Source organism: Ekhidna sp. ABH4_415, from assembly GCF_056161305.1.
Genome location: NZ_JBSWYW010000002.1, coordinates 418,382 through 438,526 on the forward strand (window position 1 = coordinate 418,382; position 20,145 = coordinate 438,526).

At 40.9% G+C, this 20,145-nt stretch carries 10 protein-coding genes; 4 read left to right on the plus strand and 6 right to left on the minus strand.

Annotation, left to right across the window (positions count from 1 at the left end):
• Positions 1-192: 192 nt before the first annotated feature.
• On the plus strand, positions 193-2,052 hold the full coding sequence (locus tag ACXAH9_RS04890; protein ID WP_474893741.1) for an alpha-amylase family glycosyl hydrolase: 1,860 nt from the start codon (positions 193-195) through the stop codon (positions 2,050-2,052).
• Here ACXAH9_RS04890 and ACXAH9_RS04895 read toward each other — a convergent pair whose 3' ends face one another.
• The 6 genes from ACXAH9_RS04895 to ACXAH9_RS04920 form a co-directional block, all read right to left on the minus strand.
• Positions 2,053-3,900 (minus strand): glycoside hydrolase family 13 protein, encoded by a 1,848-nt coding sequence (locus ACXAH9_RS04895; protein WP_474893742.1) that lies wholly within the window; start codon positions 3,898-3,900, stop codon positions 2,053-2,055.
• A gap of 4 nt (positions 3,901-3,904) precedes the next feature.
• The gene (locus tag ACXAH9_RS04900) at positions 3,905-4,819 is read right to left on the minus strand and encodes an alpha/beta hydrolase (RefSeq protein WP_474893743.1); all 915 of its coding nucleotides are present in this window, start codon (positions 4,817-4,819) and stop codon (positions 3,905-3,907) included.
• A gap of 54 nt (positions 4,820-4,873) precedes the next feature.
• Entirely contained in the window at positions 4,874-6,478 is a 1,605-nt protein-coding gene (locus ACXAH9_RS04905) for a RagB/SusD family nutrient uptake outer membrane protein (RefSeq protein ID WP_474893744.1), read from the minus strand.
• Positions 6,479-6,490: 12 nt separating this feature from the next.
• Positions 6,491-9,544, minus strand: a complete 3,054-nt coding sequence (locus tag ACXAH9_RS04910) for a SusC/RagA family TonB-linked outer membrane protein (RefSeq protein WP_474893745.1) — start codon at positions 9,542-9,544, stop codon at positions 6,491-6,493.
• Positions 9,545-9,752: 208 nt separating this feature from the next.
• Positions 9,753-12,458, minus strand: coding sequence for an alpha-amylase family glycosyl hydrolase (locus ACXAH9_RS04915; protein WP_474893746.1), 2,706 nt, complete (start codon positions 12,456-12,458; stop codon positions 9,753-9,755).
• Between the two features lie 69 nt (positions 12,459-12,527).
• A complete protein-coding gene (locus ACXAH9_RS04920) occupies positions 12,528-14,060 on the minus strand; it encodes a SusF/SusE family carbohydrate-binding protein (RefSeq protein ID WP_474893747.1) in 1,533 nt (510 codons plus the stop codon).
• A gap of 216 nt (positions 14,061-14,276) precedes the next feature.
• On the opposite strand from ACXAH9_RS04920, the gene ACXAH9_RS04925 reads away from it, so the two are divergent.
• The 3 genes from ACXAH9_RS04925 (at position 14,277) to ACXAH9_RS04935 (ending at position 20,145) form a co-directional block, all read left to right on the plus strand.
• Positions 14,277-15,299 carry a LacI family DNA-binding transcriptional regulator gene (locus tag ACXAH9_RS04925; protein ID WP_474893748.1) on the plus strand — a complete coding sequence of 341 codons (1,023 nt, stop codon included), beginning with the start codon at positions 14,277-14,279 and terminating at the stop codon, positions 15,297-15,299.
• Positions 15,300-15,431: 132 nt separating this feature from the next.
• Positions 15,432-17,846, plus strand: a complete 2,415-nt coding sequence (locus ACXAH9_RS04930) for a glycoside hydrolase family 31 protein (RefSeq protein ID WP_474893749.1) — start codon at positions 15,432-15,434, stop codon at positions 17,844-17,846.
• Entirely contained in the window at positions 17,821-20,145 is a 2,325-nt protein-coding gene (locus ACXAH9_RS04935) for an alpha-amylase family glycosyl hydrolase (RefSeq protein ID WP_474893750.1), read from the plus strand. Before ACXAH9_RS04930 ends, ACXAH9_RS04935 begins: the two co-directional genes overlap by 26 nt.

The following is a 20,145-nucleotide window of genomic DNA, read 5'->3' on the forward strand; positions in this document are numbered from 1 at the left end:
TTTTATAAAAAATACAAGTTAAATGACTGATAATCAGTCATTTTTACATTTCATCTAATACGTAAACGTTTGCGGGTTGAGAGATTTGCAATAAAATGGCCACCTCAAAATCACTTCAAATGATTGAGCCGTAATTAGTTTGATAAGCCAGTTTATTTCGCATAATCTTGAGTACACTTAGTTTGTAGAACTATGAAAAAATGTGGAATAATTCTGATTGCTCTCTTGCTTCATGGATGTGGCATTCAGCGAGACTCAGGTTTTAAATCGAGAGGTGTACCCGAATGGTCTCGAAATATTGTCTGGTATCAGATATTTCCTGAACGTTTTCGGAATGGAGATATAAGTAATGATCCGAGACCCCAGGATATGCTAAAGACCTATCCTGAATCAATTCCTGAAGAGTGGAGGGTGTCCGACTGGACCACAGATTGGTACAAAGAAGATGAATGGATGCAGTCATTGGATATGGGCTTCCATGACAAAGTTCAGTTAAGAAGGTATGGAGGTGATCTTCAGGGTGTATTGGATAAGCTTGACTATTTACAAGGTCTTGGAGTTACGGGGGTTTATTTCAATCCCTTGAATGATGCGCCATCTCTTCATAAATATGACCCAAGACACTGGAGGCATATAGATCGAAATTTTGGGCCGGATCCAGATAGAGACCAACGATTAATTAATCAGGAGAACCCAATTGACCCCTCAACATGGATTTGGACATCTGCTGACAGTCTCTTCCTGAAAGTGGTGGAAGAGCTTCATGAAAGGAATATTAGGGTTATTATGGATTTTTCCTGGAATCATACAGGGCATGATTTCTGGGCGGTTAATGACATCAGGCAAAACAGAGAAAAATCTGCATTTAAAGATTGGTATGAAGTAGAGCAATTTGATGACGCTACTACAAATGAAGATGAAACTAAAATCGCCGGATGGTGGGGGTTTAAGTATTTGCCTTTGATTAAAGAAGATCTGGTAGATGAGCAAAGCCAACTGCCTCACGAAGGAAATGTTGCTTCAGAAAGTTTCAAGCAACACGTTTTTAATGTTTCTAAGCGCTGGCTGGATCCAAACGCAGATGGCAACTTTTCTGATGGGGTTGATGGTTTTCGGATGGATGTAGCAACAGAGATGACCTTAGGTTGGTGGAGAGAGTTTTCGACATTTGTGAAATCAGTAAATCCTGATGCATTACTGATAGCAGAGGCGTGGTGGTTTGATTGGCCGGATCTAAGAGGCCCTGAAAAAATGCTAACGAGAGGAGGATTTGATGGACTTATGAATTACCGTTGGTTTGTACTCTCAAGTGGATTATTTAAACAGGCAAATCCTGATATTAAACCATCTGAGTTTGTTGCCTGGTATGACAGCTTAGTTCGAGATATCCCTTTTGAAAAACAGCAGTCGATGATGAACATTGTTGCCACGCATGATACACCCCGATTGAGTACCAGTCTCTTCAACACCAATCGATTTGATCAGGGCTCAAAACTTCATGAGAACCCCAATTATAAAGTTCAGCGGCCGGATGAACAAACCTGGCAATTGTTGAAAAGTTATCTGCTGCATCAGTTTACATTCATAGGTTCTCCTCATATCTGGAATGGGGATGAATTAGGGATGTGGGGAGCCAACGATCCGGACTGCAGAAAGCCCATCTGGTGGGATGATCTGATTTTTGAGTTAGAATCTGCCCACCCTTACAAGGAAAGAAATGTGACTCCTGATACTGTAGTGCAGGATAAAGAGCTACTGGCCTTTTACCGTAGACTTATTCAACTCAGGACTGAGAATCCGGTATTTGCTTTTGGAAGTATTGAGTATACACTAATTGATGATGAGCAATTACTTTTCGGATATACCCGAAGGTTTCAAGGCAAGGAAGCCATTGCTGTTTTCAATTTATCTGATTCCAGCCAGGAAGTAGTACTAGAAGTGCAAAATGGTAGGTATAAAAATCCTATGACCAGTGAATCCCTCAGTTCGTCTAATGGAAAAATAAAGATCCACTTACAGCCGAAAGAAGGACGAATACTTTTGAGTAATTAATTACCTTTTCAGCTCAAAAATAGCAGTCTGCTTTGGACCAACTTTAAAATTGGTAGTTACATCAATGGCCTCATCGTTAATTACATTAATACCTTGAGAGTAACCGTCCAACATTTCGGCAAAACGATCCCGGTTCATTTCCACTTCCACTTCATTTCGGTTCATTACTACCATCACTGTCTCATTTTCTGTATGCCTGAAATAGACATAGGTATTATTCTCCGGTATAAAGTGAGTCAGTTTTCCATCATGGATTGCTTTAGCACCTTTTCTCCAATTAGTGAGCTTTGTCACATAATTAAATGCTTCATTCTCCTGTTCAGTCCTACCTTCTGCAGTAAAAACCGATCGTTCATCTTCTGACCATCCACCCATCATATCTTCCCGCTTCCTGCCGTCACCCTCTACCGGAGCATTTGCTTTCATAAGCTCAATACCATAGTAGACTTGTGGAATGCCTCGCATCGTCATCAGGTAAGCATACCCCATTTTAAATAGCTCAGGGTCTTCGCCCATTTTCGTGAAGAATCGCTCGGTATCATGATTATCGATGAATATGACATTCTTCATCGGATCTGAATACAGCCGGTCTTGCGACAGTACATAGTACAGCTTTGAGAGCCCGTTTTTCCAACCAAAATCTTCGGTTAACGCTTGATCCAATGCAAACATGATCTGAAAATCAGTGACGCTAGGTAACTTAGAATCATATCCATCATCTTGTCCGGCTTCATCTTCTTGCCAGTACGCTTCATGACCAACCTGCTCCACCCACGCTTCACCTACGATATTAAAGTTTGGGTAGGAGGTAAGCACTTCGTCCACCCAGTCTGCCAGGTAATCCTTGTAGGGATAAACATACGTATCCATTCGAATGCCATCCACGCCGGAATATTCAATCCACCAAATGGAGTTTTGAATAAGGTACTTAGCAAGAATGGGGTTACGTTGATCCAAGTCCGGCATTTCGGGCACAAACCAGCCTTTTTGAAGCTTGTTCAGATCGTATTGTGAGGCGTAGGGATCAGATTGCACCTCACCTCTAAAATTCGTGGTGCCATATTGCGCTATATCATGAAACCAATCGTCTGATGGGACATCTTTCATCCACCAGTGTTGATCCCCAACATGATTGTGGATCATATCCATGATCACCTTGATGTCATTGTTGTGGCATTTCTCGACAAATGCTTTGAATTCTTCATTGGAGCCGAATCGTCGATCTACTTTGTAAAGATCTGTTGCAGCATAACCGTGATATGCGCCATAGGATGGTTTCATGTCATTTTCAAAAGTAGGAGTTAGCCAAACAGCTGTCATCCCTAATTCTTTGATGTAATCCAGGTGATCTGATACTCCTTTGATGTCACCTCCATGTCGTCCATTTGGGTTGCTCCGGTCAGCTGCTTCCAGCATGCCTGCTATTGCATCATTGGATGGATCGCCATTGGCAAACCGATCCGGCATGAGGAGGTAGATCACATCGCTCGCATCGAAACCTAAGTTACGATTGGTGTCTTTGGTTCGCTCCTTCAGTTCGTAATTGATTCGTTTTTTCGTCTTCTTTCCATCTTTAAGTTCTATCTGGAAGGAGCCAGGTTCGTCATTCTCATTGATAACGAGATTCAAAACAAGGTAATTGGAATTAGGCAGCTCACTCACCGACTTGAGTTCAACACCATCATAATCAATGAATGGGTCGTATTCCCCAATGTTTTCACCATGAAGCATGATTTGAAGTTCATCGGTGGGCATATCAGTCCACCAGAATGGGGGATCGATGTGATTGATTTCCTGACCGAATAAATGGAAGGAAAAGAAAAGTAGAATGAATGAACAGTTTTTCATGGTCTCAGTCTTTCGATAATAAAAATGTTAATGGTACATACAATCGATTCTTCCAGGCATTTTCGTCATGGGCATCACCCTCAAACTTCATTGTTTTAAAGTTGTCCGTGTCATAGCCTGCATGTAGCACGATCGAATCAGCAGTCGGTTGTAATGTTTGATATAAAGCATCTAAAGTAGCTGTACCATAATCAAAGTATAGTTTATGCTTCTTAGGGTCCGGTAAGTTTTCTTTTAGATAGGTGAAGAAGGCATCTGGTATGGGATTGTTTTCAACCGTAAAAACACCCGGCCAGTGGGTGCTCAGACATGCTGCTCCTCCAAATACCTGAGGATATTCACAAATCGCATACATGGAAATTAATCCGCCCATGCTGGATCCGGCAATGAATGTATTCGACCGATCCGGTAACGTTCGATAGGTCGAGTCAATAAATGGTTTAAGTTCTTTGGTAATAAACTTCAAATAGTTGTCAGACTGGACGGCTGTTGCAAACAGAAGTATACCATCCCCACGACCCAGTTGATAAAGAGAATCCTGAACATCCTTTGGAAGACTTTCAAATGGTTTTTGTGGGAAGTATTCAGGGTGTCTTAGAAGTGTTCCTCCATTGGGTATAGCTACAACTATTGCTTCCCTGATCTTGTTTGCTTTTGACAGCTTTGCTATCGTTTCATCAACACCCCATTCCTGACCGTTCCAGGTAGAGGTAGAATCAAATAACATTTGACCGTCATGCATATAGAGTACCGGATACCTTCTCTCAGATTCATTGTAAGAGGCAGGAAGAAGTACTTCAATGGTGCGATCTTCAATGTAGTCACTCTGGATTTCATGGAGAACAGTCAATGTTTCATTGTCACCACTGCAGCTAGTGATATTGAAGATAATAAGCAGATATAGGAGATTTCTTTTCATAAATAAAAAAAGCGACCCCTTGAAAGGTCGCTTAAATTTCAAATAATTAACCAATTAACTACCGTATCCATCGTTTTGCTCAAGTTTTGGATTAGCAATCAAATCTGATGATGGAATAGGAAAAATATCCAGATGAGCAGGTGTGGAAGTACCCTCTTGAACGCCTCCTTTCCATGGCCAGATGTAATCACCACCTGTGAACTTTCCATGTCTTATTAGGTCCGTTCTTCGAGTTGCTTCCAAATAAAGCTCTCTTGCCCGCTCATCGAGAATCCAATCCAGTGTAACATCACCAATTGTAACATCGCCACTATTATCACCATATGCTCTTGTTCTCAGACTATTCAAATAACCTAAAGTTGTACCGCTTATAGAACCATTTTCGTGGATTTCGGCTTCTGCTAACATCAAATAAGCTTCGGCAAGACGGAAAACCGGATAGTCGGTACTTACCCATTCTGTGCCGGGTGCTCTCACACCTGTAGATGCCTCGATGTTATTGAATTTAGGCACGGCCCATCCATTAGTGAAGTTGGTGAAATCGGCAATTTCAAGGGTTTGTCCTTCAGTAAAGAATATGGCTCTTCCGTCTGGACTGTTACCATCAGGGTCTGTTGCCGCACCAGGGAATAAATTCACGAGTGCACTGGTGGTACGGTAGCCAGCCCACCCGTTTGGTACACCATAATTTGCTTCAGCCTCTCCATCACCATCGGACATGGCTCCACCGATTCCTCCACGAATAATGGTGGTAGTCCCTCCCCAGGTTTGAGCCACCAGTCCATCATGCACAATCGGCCAGATGATTTCGTCGGTTCTAAGATGATTATCACCCATAAATAGTTCCTGATAATTTGGAGCCAAAGAGTAAACTCCAGAATTAATGACTTTATTTACTTCAGTGATTACATCCGAATAACGATCCTCTCCAATGTATACCTCTGCATTAAGGTAGAGCTTTGCCTTTAACATCCATGCCACCGCTTGGTCTACTCGTCCATATTCATGAGTTCCCTGACCTGGAGGCAAGAGGTCTCCATCAATTTCATTAAGCTCTGATTCAATGAATTCAAAAATTGTTTTTGGGTCTTCTTGTGTTGGTAATTCAGCAGTAATAGAAGTTATCAGAGCAATATTCCTATAGTGGTCCAGCGCATGCCAGTAACTAAACGCTCTAATCAATCTAGCCTCTGCAATATATTGATCTATTGTTGAACGTTCTTCATCTGTTAAATTATCGGGCAGAGTACTGGCTGCACGAATGAAATCATTTGCTAATGAAATAGTGAAAAATATGCGATAGTATAGTACTCGCACAAATTGATTATCTGCTCCCCATGAATGATTATGTAAATCTCTAATTCCTGAATCAGACCATGCAATAATCGCTTCATCTGTGGTGAGTTCTTGGGCTTTCCACCACACCCGTAGGTAGCTGGAAAAACCTTCATCATTGATAATGGTAAGATCTGCATTCCCAGCAGGACCTTGTTGGCCAGTTAGGGTTAATGAAGCGTAAACTTTTGCTATATAGCTCTTATAGCCTTCAAAATCCTGAAATGTGACTGATCCTGTATTTCCAAATTTAGGATCCAACTCAAGGTCAGTACACCCAATTAGGAGTATTGCTAATACGGTTATTATACTTTTTACTTTCATTTTCTGTGTTGTTTAGAATGTCAGATTGAGTCCTAAAACATATGTCCGTGAACGTGGGTACGGATTATTATCAATACCTCCTAAACCCCCTGCTTCTGGATCAATTCCTCTGTAACCCGACATAGCGAGCAAATTGCTTGCTGTGAAATATATACGCCCGTCAAACAACTCATTTGCTTTGAAAGAGTAACCCAGTGTGATATTATCTAACTTGATGAATGACGCATCTTCTACATAAATATCAGAAAGCAGCTGTTTCTCATCCCTTTCTGTAAAGTCATAGGTGTATGCAATGGTGTGAATATTGTTAGGTGAGAAAATGTTATTGGTGCCATCATAGGTGCCATATTGAGAAAATACATTGTTGTATACATGGTTTCCTATAGACGCTCTCCATGTCATTGCGAGATCAAACTTTTTGTAAGTTATATTGGACGTTAAACCAAAAGTCCAGTCCGGCAAAGGGCTTTTGTATGCGATCAGATCCGATTCATTAATGGTGCTGTCTCCATTTTGATCGACATAGAGATCAAGATCATTTGCTGAACCGTCATTATTAAAATCATCACCATCAGGTATGGGATTTCCATTATCATCCCTTCTGCGTTGATAGACCAAAAAGGCTGGATTAGCTTGTCCTACTCTTAATATTTGAATGGTTTGACCAACATCACCGGAAATTCCACCATCCTGTATTCCAAATCCATCTGATTGAGCTGATTTGTTCAGTTTTAGAATTTTATTTTGATTGTAAGCGGCATTGAATGATACATCAACCCTTAGATCACTCTTATCTAAAACGACCGAATTGAGCATCAATTCAAAACCTTTGCTTTCAAATTCAGCCACATTTGTAACTGCTCTATCACCTGGAAGTTGACCGATTGGGAATGTTATTTCTAAGAGTAGGTCTGATGTAACTTTTTTGTATAGATCAATTGAGCCATTTAATCTCCCGTCCATAAATCCAAAATCTAACCCAACATTCCAGGATTCTGTTTCTTCCCATTTGATATCAGGATCCACGGCGAGAGGCCTAACAGTATTGATAGTATCATTACCGAAAATATACTGGGCCCTGTCATCACCAAATTCATAGATTGGTTCATATAAGAAATTACCAATTTCCTGATTTCCTGTAATTCCGTATCCCACACGCATTTTTAGATTGGAGAATACGTTAGTCATTTCATTCATGAATGGTTCATCGATGATTCTCCATCCAACCGCTGCAGAAGGAAACAAACCCCATCTGTTCGATGGGCCAAATCGACTGCTACCATCTCTCCTGAGAGTCGCGGTAACTAAATACCTATCCTTGATTGATAAATTCACTCTCCCCCAGAATGAAATGAGTCTGTTATCAGTGTCGAGCCTGTTTTGAGGGACTATTAGTTGGTTGCCGTAAGCGTCCAGTTCTCCTCTTGAAAGGAATGCCAATGGATCTGAAATATTAAGGTCGTCTATAAGAAGTGTGTCAGGTTTCTGGTAGGCTACTTTACGCCTTCGATCAAAATCCTGAAATGAGTATCCACCCATTACATCTAGTTTTCCCACTGAGATTTCTTTTACATATTTAATGTAACCTTCAATGAGGTTACTTTCGGCATAATCTTCAAAGTATCCAAAGAACCCATTGTCACTGCTAGATCGTTGGAGTGAAAAATTGGTTTGCTGACTTAAGCCATCAGATCTGTCTAGAGCATAATTTAAATTGACCGACAAGCCTTCAATAAATGGAAGCTGATAATCCAAATTGATCCCTATTAAATTTCGGGTAGATCTCCCTATATTATGTGTGCTTTCAATGACACTTACGGGATTTGATGGGGCAAGAGGATTAGTCCATTGAAAGAAGCTTCCATCGTCAATCCGTATAGGTTGTGTTGGTGCATAAATAAGTGCTGATCCAACTACATTTGGAGCAAACCTGTTGTTGATCAAGGAATGTTTAGTGTTGAGTTTTATGGTTAGGTCATCATTGAGCATTTTATGAGATATGTTGACCGATCCAGCAATTCTTTCTGTGTTGGATGTCTTTAAAATACCATCGAGGTTTTGGTAGTTTACTGATACTCTTGCAGATGTATTTTCTTTAATACCGAATGATGCACCAATATTATGATTATGTCCAATAGCGGTTTGTAATACCTCATCTAGCCAATCGGTATCATACAATTGATTGTTGTATCCAAGCAGGGGGAGGTTTCGTGGACCTTTTCGTTCAACGGTAAAGACAAACTCTTCTGTTGAGAGCATGTCAACCCGATCTACGATACTACTCACCGATACTGAGCCATCATAAGTAAATTGAGGCTTGCCGGACTGACCGGATTTCGTTGTGATTATGACAACTCCACTTGCAGCTCTGGAACCATAAATGGCAGCTGCAGAAGCATCCTTAAGAATGGTTATATCTGCTATGTCTGCTGGATTGATAAAACTTAAAGGGTTTCTGGATCCTGAAACTCCATCTGGATTTAATGGAATCCCGTCAACCACATAAAGTGGTGAATTACCACCACTTAATGATGAACCACCTCGTATTCTGACTGAAATACCTCCACCAGGCTCACCACTATTCTGAGTCACTTGAACCCCTGCTACTTTTCCAGCTATTAATTGCTCTGGAGAGGTGAGCATTCCTTTATTGAATTGTTTTTCATCTACCTTGTTCACCACTCCTGTCACATCTCCTTTTTCTACCTGACCATAGCCGATTACCACAATTTCAGATAATTCTTGAATTTCGGTTTCAAGAAGTACATCAATTGTTGTTCGATTGCCAACATTGCGTTCTGTGGTTTTATATCCTATGTAAGTAAAAACGAGTACATCTTCGGATGAAACGGATATTGTGTATCTTCCGTCTATATCTGTTGCAACTCCGTTTTGTGTTCCTTTTACCTGAACTGTGACACCTGGTAATGCTGTTCCGTCACTGGCATCTGTGACTAACCCTGTGACTGTTTGCTGGCCTGCTGCTGAAAGCATGCTTCCGAGTAGCATAAGAAACAGAAAACCCTTTAGTCTCCATCGACTGTTGATAATCCTATTGCTCTTCATTGATTTACTATGGTTATGATAGTGGAATGGCTGGATGAAATCCAACTAATCCTTGTTGATTTCAATTATCAATTTTACCAAATTAGAAATCTAAATCCATGATTTTCAGGGGTTTTTGACTTTTTTTTCTACGCAAACGTTTGCGAATTAAGAAGATTTAATCGCACCGATTTTATGCGGATTAGTCGCAAACGTTTACGGTGAATAGCTAGTTTATTAGGACCTTTGATTTAACCGTACCTTTTGTTGTTTCAAGGGTAAGATGATATATCCCTGAAGGGACGTTCTGAATGCTAATTTTATTGTCATTATCAACAGCTCCTTTTTGAATTGTTCTACCTAACAAGTCAGTTAAATAGTAAGAAGTAGCCTGAATAGTAACGTTGAGGTGATTGCTAGCAGGATTAGGATAAATGACCGATTCGTTGCTTTCAATCGAATGACCCAAGGTAATTTGCTGATCATCAATATAATTTTCTATAAGGGTAGAGGTGAATATATGCCATTCACCTGGCCCTAATGTCACCTCTTCATTTGCATTGGTTACCTCAAATGATTCACCGGTAAAATAATTATACCATGTTCCTGTCTTTGTAAACGAATGATTAGCTGTTTTAGCCTCATCATCAAAGTTTCCAAGGATGTAAATATCTACATCCGGGTGAGTAATGTTGATTGTTTTAACATGCCCCAAAGTGTTCCATTCAAAATATTCTGGCTGGATATAGTCAGTTTTTGTTCGCAGATTTATTAATGATTTGTACAGGTCAAATAATTTTTTTCTGTTTACATCTTCCAGATACTCCCAATGCGTGGGTTTGATCCCTAAGCGATCATTATTCAATTCTTCGGCGTATCCAAATTCTCCAAATTGCCAAATCATCTTAGGACCAGGGACAGAGAGGAAAAATGCTGTAGCTAATTTTGCACGCTCGATTGACTCATTTTCACCTCTACTTTTTTTCAAGTCCCACATCAGTCGTTCTTCATCATGACTTTCCATGTAGGTGATCAAGTTTGGGTTGGCCCATCCTCGACTATCAAAATAGGCCCAATTTAGAGAGGTAGAGCCTCCTTTGGCGGCTGTTCGATAGGTATGGTTTAGATTACCCCAAAGCATCATTCCGTAATCTGATAATTCTTCTTCTTCATTATTATCCGCAAAATGCTCCAGAATGATGTATGCGTCCGGATCATTGGCCCAAATAACGTCAGCGATCCGTTTCCAAATGGCAACTCGGCTAGCGTCGTAATTGCCCCATCCACTTACGTTACCCAACGTATTTCTTTGGGTGAATCCCTTGGATAGATCAAACCGATAGCCATCAATGTTGTATTCATCTAACCAATAAGTGACTACCCTGTCCACATAATCTTTGGTGTACTGACTTTCATGATTCATGTCGTATCCAACATTAAAGTCGTGCTTAGCTGATGTGTTGAACCAGGGATTCTCTGATGTAGGGTTTCCATATAATCCTTCGTTATATAAACGCACTAATGAATTTCTTCCAAAGTGATGATTTAGCACAATATCGAGGATTACTGCAATCCCTCGCTTGTGAGCCTCATCGATCAAGGTTTTAAGGTCTAGTTCTGTACCATAATATTTATCAATGGCGAACATGAAAGCTGGATTGTATCCCCAACTAAGATTACCTTCAAATTCCTGAACGGGCATTAGTTCGATTGCATTGACACCTAAATCTGATAAATAATCCAGTTTTTCAGTAACTGCATCGTACGTACGTTCTTCAGTAAAGTCTCTAATCAGTAATTCATAGATTATCAGGTCTTCTTTGGAAGGTCGTGTAAATTCTGACCAGGAAAAAGTGGGTTTATTCGTTTGGATATATCCGGCGGCCTCAGAAGTTTCATTCGAAGGATAGGGTTTGAGGTTTGGATATCGATTATCGGCAATTATTTCAGAATCATCAAAAGCAGAGGAAATTTTCTCAGAATAAGGATCTGCTATTTTGATTTCCCCGTCCACCAGGTATTGAAAAATATACTCAGTGCCTGGAGTTAGATCATTTATTTCTAACCAAAACACTTCACCATCTTTGTTCATTAAGTACTCGTTACTTAATGTCCAGCTATTAAAGTCGCCAATTACAAACACATGTGCTTTGTTTGGTGCGCGTAATGCCAGTGTAACACTGGTGTCGTCAGTTCCATAATTGATTCCATCTACTATGTCTGAAGGTAAAGTGACAGAAGGCGGTGTAGGTGTTAGCGTGTATGAGTAGGTTGTTTCTATAGTTTCTGTTGCATTGGTGGCCCTTGCTGTAATGATATGTACATTTCCATCATCAATGATGGTATGAGTAGTGCTGATTTGTGTATCATTCGCCACACTTGCAATAGGTGTATCATCTACGAGTATTTCTATGTTGGCACTTTCTGAAGTGCGCGCGTCCACATTGATAGTTGTGGATGAGCTGTAAAATCCATAATTCCCTGAAGGATTGTCCATCACAATGGTGAAGCCGTCGGAGATTTCGGCAATAAAATCTGTCGATTGTCCGTCACTCCAATCATTGCCTTTTAAGAGCATACCTATGCTCTCGATATTTTCTGCTGAGGTATTTAGAAAGTCGGTAGGGGTGAGTGTCAAAGTGAAGTAGACTTCTCCTGAGGATCCGGTGGAACGAGCGAATTTCGCAGGATTTGTTGCTGAACTATTGGAGTTTGCAGGGTTGACATTAGAAGGTGCATCTATTCCTTCACCTGGAATCCACATCCAAATCCATGCTTCATTTAAATTTTGTAAGGAGGTACCTGTTACCTCATAGGTAATAGTGATTTCTTCATCAGCGGCAAAAAAACCGGGCTCGATAGAAGGATCAATACTGGTTTGACCAATTGAATAAATAGATAAGAAGCAAAAAAATAGAGTGAGAATCCGGTTCATATAGAGAAAATGAAAGTTAAAAAAAAGCTGCCCCTTGGGGCAGCTTTTCTATTGTTTATTATGAAAGAATTAGTTGATTGTTCCAGTACCATTTACAAAATCTAAAGAAACAGACTGACCAGAAGTTACCGCAGCACGAGCTTGGTCTCCACCAGTTCCTCTATATTCAATTAATCCATCAAGCACGATAAACTCTGCTTGCCACCAGTCGATATCAGGATCTGATCCTACTGGAGTAAATGTTGAAGATGTTACATACATTCTTAAATCACCATCAGCGGAAAATGTTGGTGAGACAAGGAGTTTATTTTGCGTGTCTTCAGTAAATAGATTTGCGGCGGTTTCTGCATCCCAGGTTCCAAATGCATCTCCAATACCATACACGGTTGCTGGATTTACCTCAATAGTTTCTGCTCCCTCCTCAAGATTAACTACTACAGTGTAATATCCAGAGGTCGTTGGTGAAGGAACGTTATTTGTACCCTTACTATAAATACCATCACTCTCTAGAGCAGTTTCGGCCACTCCAAAATCACCAGTCCAATCAGCCTGAGGCGCAAATTTGATTCCAGGATCAGTTGCATCTGCATCTATCCACACAATACGCCAGAATAAATGAGGGTTACTGTGAACTGGAATCATCTGAACACCGTTATCGGCCCAACTCCATCCACCAATAGATGCGCCAACCATCCATACTTCCTCTAAATATTCAGGAAGAGGAGCTAAATCTCCGGTTTTAGTAGCTTCTGCACTAAATCCAGAAACAGGATTCCATGTCATCACGACTGTATACTCACCTCTTACGGTATTTTGAATGTTTGAGCCTTCATTTCCTGGCTCTAAAGCGGCAAGTGTACCACCAAAGTTGGTGAACATCGAGTATCCATTTGCATTATCAAATGCCATGGTTGCATCAATTCTTCTATCTATCGCCCAGCGACAATTAAATCTAAATTTCCACTCCCCTTCTTCAAGAGCTAATCCATCTACAGTCCATACTCCTCCAGTTGATGACACTGACCCAGTAAGTTCTGTATCTGATCCCCATCCACCTGGAGTTGCTCCTCCGATTACACCAACGGATACTAATTGGTCAAATACGATTTCAGAAGTTGTTTCATCATAGGCTATGACGTATAGTCCGTCTGCAGGGATGTTGAAAGAAGCCCCATCTACGCTAGCATCTACAACATTGAATGAAGAGCTGCTTTCATCACATTCCATGTTTCGCGTGACACCATCTGATCCAGTCCCATCTTCACCTTGCACCTCGCTGGCGGATCCACCTAATGTTTGAGTGATTTCTCCATCCTTAACTTCAACAATGTTGTAGCTACCGGCAGTCAGGTAAGCGTATGCTTGATAGAATCCTTCTCTCTCCATTGCTGAGAAGTCAGGACCATCTACTGTTGCAGATGTCATTTGTTGTACAGCGATAGGATCTTCTCCATCTTTTGCAGGATAAAATCCATCAGCAACAAGCAACCCTCCATCATCATCCAAATTAATTCCTCCACCGTCATCGCTACCGCACGATGTGATGAAAACCAGTGCCCCTAACACCATCAAAAAACCAAGGGATTTTAGTACATTCTTCATCTTAATTAGTTGTTAATTTTTAAGTAATTTTTCTCGAGTTTTTAGGCTAAAAAATTGATTATTTCTTAACACTCACTTACCGAATTTTATGAAATCATAAATTCCAAACAACACTTTTCCGAAGTTTTTACGGACTTTTTTTTCTGCAAACGTTTGCGTTTCAGACTTTTATAATGCCAGTGAGCAACATTTGCCCTATTTGAGTAATTTTCTTGCATGAAAAGGCAGACTACAACCATCAAAGACATAGCCAGAGAACTGGGTATATCACCTTCAACGGTATCACGCGCTTTAAAGGACCATTTTGAGATCAGTGAAGAAACAAAGAAAGCCGTTAGGCGTGTTGCTGAGGAAATGAACTACCAGCCAAACTCACTCGCACTGAGTTTGAGGTATAGTAAATCCAACACCATTGGGGTGATCGTGCCGGAGATTGTGCACTTCTTTTTTTCTACAGTGATAAGTGGTATCGAAGACATTGCTCAAAGCAAAGGATACAATGTGATTATCACCCAATCTAACGAGTCAGTAGAACGAGAGATGATGAACCTCCAGACACTGTTCAATAATCGGGTGGATGGCATTCTGGTATCCTTGTCAAGAGAGTCATTCGATTATACGCACTTTGAGGTAATGATGCAGAAAGGTTTGCCTATTGTATTCTTCGACCGTGTAGCAGATACACTTGAAACAAGTAAGGTGACAGTAGATGATTTTCTTGGCGGTTATCAGGCCACCGAACATTTAATCAAACAAGGATATAAACGAATCGGACATTTGGCTGGTCCAGAAAATCTTGACATCACCAACCAACGTTTAAATGGTTTTCGGAAAGCACATGAAGATGCTGGAGTTACAGTCAATGAGGATTTGATAGTTTTTAATCAGGCTTCAGATGAAAGTGATGCTTATAATGCTACTTATGAGATGCTAAAATCAAAAAATCCGGATGCTCTGTTCGCATCCAATGATTTGGCTGCCATGGGAGCAATCAAGGCTGCTCAAAAATACGGGAAGAACGTTCCTCAGGATTTTGGGGTGGTTGGATTTAGCAATTGGCAATTCACGGCACTTACTAACCCCTCCATCAGTACGATTGAGCAACCAGGCTTTGAAATGGGACAACATGCGGCCGAACTCTTAATCAAACAGATTGATGGTGGGGAGGAGGACGTGGAATTCGAATCCATGAAATTACCAACCAACCTTTTGGTAAGGGATTCCTCTCAAAAGGTATGATTTTTACAAAATCTTCATAATCAAGGCGTTCCGCAACCGTTTGCGTTATTTTTTTTGAAATAACAGTGCTATGCCCTGTCATAATATTCATTAATTTGACCCTGACACGCAACTTAACTCAGTGGAAAAATTATGTTGAATATCGCCAACAGAGAGACAAATAAGCGGATAGAGCTGGGCGGAGATTTTGGATCTTTCACAGAGACTGATCATGGTCTTGATATAAAATCTGATAGATATACCTACGAACTCAAATTCTATTCTAGCACCATTGTAAGAATTCATCAGGTTGGAGAAAACAAAGATGAAAATCCTTACTCAGTAGTTCAGGAACCCCAAAAGATTTCATTTTCTATAGAAGAACATGATGCATCGATCATAGCCAGCTCGGACTCACTGGATGTGGTTATTAATAAATCCCCTATATCATTCACTTTTCTAAATAAAGACGGAAAGGTGATCAATGAAGATGATGCAGGCCTGGGCATTCAAACGCAGGGGGAACAGGTGACGGTTTATAAGAAACTACAGGAAGGTGAACGATTCGTGGGTCTCGGTGAAAAGACAGGCCCATTAGATCGAAGAGGAAAAGGGTATCAAAACTGGAATACCGATCACTTTGCATACGATATAGAAGCGGATCCACTTTATGCTTCTATTCCATTTTACATTGGTATCCATGGAGATCTTAGCTACGGCATCTTCCTTGATAACACCTACAAGAGTCATTTCAATTTCGGTGCTTCAAATAACCGATTTTCGAGCTTCTCGGTGGATTCGGGAGACATGAACTATTATTTCTTTGCTGGTTCAGTCGCTGATATCATTCAATCATATACCTGGCTCACTGGCCGGATGTCCATGCCACCCATGTGGAGTATCGGTTATCAGCAGTGCCGCTATAGCTACTACCCAGACACTGAAGTACTTGATGTTGCTAAGAAGTTTAGAGACAAAGATATTCCTGCGGATGTGATCGTGCTTGATATCCACTACATGGATCAGTACAAGATATTTAGTTGGGACAAAGAGCGCTTTCCTAATCCTGGTCAGATGCTTGATTCTTTGAAAGAAATGGGTTTTGAGGTGGTTGTGATCTGTGATCCTGGAATCAAAATCGAAGATGGCTACAAACCCTACATTTCCGGGAAAGAAAAAGATGTTTTCTTAAAATATTCTGATGGCTTATACTATGAAGGAGAAGTGTGGCCGGGGTGGTGTCACTTCCCTGATTTCACCAATGAAGAAACGAGAAAGTGGTGGAAAGAAATGATGAAATCCTACACCGATATCGGAATAAAGGGATTTTGGAATGACATGAATGAAATTGCTACCTGGGGACAAATGCTTCCGGAAAATATTGAGTTTGCGTTTGAAGGAGAGGGAGGCACGTCCAGAAAGGGAAGAAATATTTACGGCCATCAAATGACCAGAAGTGCTTATGAAAGTGCTTTAGCTAACTTAAAAGGAGAACGACCTTTCATTCTGACCCGAGCAGGTTTTGCCGGAGTACAGCGATACAGCGCGTTATGGACCGGGGATAATGTGGCTAATGATGAGCATATGCTTTTAGGTGTGAGAATGGTCAACAGTCTTGGACTTTCGGGAGTGCCTTTTTCCGGTTATGATGTAGGCGGTTTTGCCGGTAATGGTCAGAGCAATCTTTTTGCCAGATGGATTCAGATTGGAGCGTTCTCACCTTTCTTTAGGGGACACTCCATGATCAACTCGCATGATTCAGAACCATGGTCCTACGGAGAAGAGGTAGAGGAGATATCCGCTAACTATATCAAGCTTCGCTATAAGCTGCTCCCTTACATCTATTACACGTTTTTGCAAGCATCAGAGCAAGGATTGCCAGTGGCAAGAAGCCTGTGCATTGATCATGCATCGGACGATAAAATCTATGAAACTGATTTTGAAAATCAGTACCTCTTCGGAGACAATATCCTGGTTGCTCCTTTAGCCAGCGATCAGAGATATGGGAAAGTGTATTTGCCTGAAGGTCAATGGTATGAGTTTTTTACCGATGAAAAATTCGATGGAACTCAGGAAATGATCCGTGAATACTCAATTGAGCATCTTCCGCTCTTTATCAAAGCATCAGCAATCATTCCGGTATACGGTGATGTATCCCATAATTCTAAGAATGTTGGCAGTACACTTGAACTCCATTTTTATAATGGAGAAGAAAGAAATCAAACAGAGTACTATGAGGATGATGGAATCTCTTATGAAAATCAAAAAGGTGTTTTTCATCGTCGATCCATCCAGTTCAATCCAGAGAAAAAAACCATTAGAATCGCAAAAGCATCAGGAGATTTTATCTCTAAAATTGAAAAACTAAAAATCATTTTACATGGATTTGAGTCCTCTGATATCAAGAACTGGAATGGTGGAAAACTAGGAAATGGTGAATACACATACGTTCGTCCTATTTCCAATTTTGATCCTTTCGAAAAAGACCGAAGAGATAGTCTAAAAGCAGAAAATGTATTTATAACCGAAATGGATTATTCCAATGAGGAAATCACTTTTAATTGGTAGTTTGGTAGCTCTTTTTAGTTGCGGATCAGACCGCAACCTATCTACATTGGAGCAGCCTCTCATCATTGGACAGGCTACACCCATTGCGCTTGACCTTCAAAACACAGCAGTTGTTTTGGAGGATTACTTATTGGAGCCCCAAAGATTAGACTCTGTGACAACAGATGGTCCATTTAACCTGCAGATAGATAATTCAGTTTTAAAAATCAGCGGTCGACCAAAGCAAGCGCTTTATAACCTAACCTTCTGGTCTGAAGGAGTAGGTGAAAGCGTGCTAATGATTAGGACTAAAAAGACCTTGTTTTCATTTTTATATCAGCCCAAGGGGAATGAAAAAAAGGTGATGATCAAGGGTGAGTTTAATGCCTGGAATCCCAATAATACCGTGCTTGAAAAGAAAGGAAACTCATTTTCCACATATGAACTTCTTACACCAGGTGCGTATCAGTACCTCTATGTGGTGGATGGTGACGAAATGCGAGACCCGAGCAATCCCGATTCTATTTCAAATGGAATGGGCGGTTGGAATTCAGTGATCAATATTGCAGGGCCGAATCCAGCAAAGGTGCCAACGATTACAACGGAAAGTTATGGCCGTTCCTCCATTCATCTGACAAGCAATAATCCTGTCGACGGAATATACGCCTATTGGGAAAATACGTTGATTCCAAGTGAACTGATCACCGTCGAAGGAACAAACATTAAAATCAACATTCCTGCAAATGCCAAAGAGGTCAAGCGATCCAAGATTCGTTTATGGGCATATAATGATGAGGGCATGAGCAATGATGTGCTTGTACCATTGAATCATGGAGAAGTAATTTCATCACCTGATCAGTTGGATCGAAATGACTATGAAGCAATGGTCATGTACTTCCTCATGGTTGATCGGTTTAATAATGGGAATCCTGCTAACGATAAACCACTTAATATCCCGGAAGTACACCCAAAAGCAGATTATTTTGGAGGGGATCTGACCGGAATCACACAAAAAATCAAGGATGGCTATTTTCAGGATTTAGGTACCAATTCAATCTGGTTATCTCCAATCACTCAAAACCCAGAAGGGGCATTCGGAAAATACCCTGAGCCGGAGACCAGTTTTTCAGCTTATCATGGATACTGGCCTATCTCCAATGTGCGAGTAGATTATCGGTTTGGTACGAGCGAAGATTTTCAGAATTTGGTGAATGCGGCACATGAAGCTAACATGAATGTATTGCTTGATTATGTCGCTAACCATGTGCATGAGCAGCACCCAATTTATCAGGAAAACCCGGACTGGGCTACCAATCTTTATCTGCCGGACGGATCATTAAATACAGAACGATGGGACGATCACCGACTGACTACCTGGTTCGATACGTTTATGCCTACGCTGGATCTTTCCAAAATGGAAACAGTTGATCCGATGACCGACTCAGCGATTTTCTGGCTCAAGGAATATGGAATCGATGGGTTCAGGCATGATGCCACCAAACACATTCCTGAGATATTCTGGAGAGTGCTTACTAAAAAGATCAAACAGCAGGTGGTCGCTGAGACAAGCAAGCCGGTTTTTCAAATTGGAGAAACGTATGGTAGCCATGAACTAATAAAAAGCTATATCTCCACAGGTATGCTGGATGCCCAGTTTGACTTCAATATGTATGATCGGGCGGTTTCTGCTTTTGCTGGAGCTGGTTCTTTGCAAGACCTGGCAAACTCATTGAAAGAAAGCATCAAATACTACGGTGATCATAACCTGATGGGATATATCACCGGCAATCAGGATCGTCCACGCTTCATTTCATATGCGGATGGTTCATTGGAATTTGGTGAGGATACCAAATATGCAGGCTGGAACCGAGAAATAACCATGCAGGATACGCTGGCTTACAGAAAGCTTTCTTCGATGACAGCATACATGATAAGCATACCAGGGATTCCATGTATTTATTACGGAGATGAATATGGCTCTGTGGGAGGTAACGATCCAGACAACAGGCGTCAGATGCAATTTGAAAACCTGGATAAACATCAGCTTGCAACACGGAACAGGGCAAAGAAAATGATTGGGATCAGAAATAATAACCTGGCATTGATTTACGGTGATACGGAGATTGTAGAGGCAGGAGCTGACTATATGGTTCTGTCCAGGAAGTATTTTGATAATCAGGTTGTATCTGTATTCAACACAAGCGATCGACTCCTTGAAATTGAAGTGCCAATGAATGGAAGGACGAATTTCTTCGGCACATTAGACGGAGAAATGCTAAGTCTGCCTGCAAACTCATTCGAAATGATTACTTATAACTAA

Coding starts and splice junctions, on each gene's coding strand:
- ACXAH9_RS04890 (WP_474893741.1), top strand. CDS start 193: ATGAAAAAATGTGGAATAATTCTGATTGCTCTCTTGCTTCATGGATGT.
- ACXAH9_RS04895 (WP_474893742.1), bottom strand. CDS start 3,900: ATGAAAAACTGTTCATTCATTCTACTTTTCTTTTCCTTCCATTTATTC.
- ACXAH9_RS04900 (WP_474893743.1), bottom strand. CDS start 4,819: ATGAAAAGAAATCTCCTATATCTGCTTATTATCTTCAATATCACTAGC.
- ACXAH9_RS04905 (WP_474893744.1), bottom strand. CDS start 6,478: ATGAAAGTAAAAAGTATAATAACCGTATTAGCAATACTCCTAATTGGG.
- ACXAH9_RS04910 (WP_474893745.1), bottom strand. CDS start 9,544: ATGAAGAGCAATAGGATTATCAACAGTCGATGGAGACTAAAGGGTTTT.
- ACXAH9_RS04915 (WP_474893746.1), bottom strand. CDS start 12,458: ATGAACCGGATTCTCACTCTATTTTTTTGCTTCTTATCTATTTATTCA.
- ACXAH9_RS04920 (WP_474893747.1), bottom strand. CDS start 14,060: ATGAAGAATGTACTAAAATCCCTTGGTTTTTTGATGGTGTTAGGGGCA.
- ACXAH9_RS04925 (WP_474893748.1), top strand. CDS start 14,277: ATGAAAAGGCAGACTACAACCATCAAAGACATAGCCAGAGAACTGGGT.
- ACXAH9_RS04930 (WP_474893749.1), top strand. CDS start 15,432: ATGTTGAATATCGCCAACAGAGAGACAAATAAGCGGATAGAGCTGGGC.
- ACXAH9_RS04935 (WP_474893750.1), top strand. CDS start 17,821: ATGAGGAAATCACTTTTAATTGGTAGTTTGGTAGCTCTTTTTAGTTGC.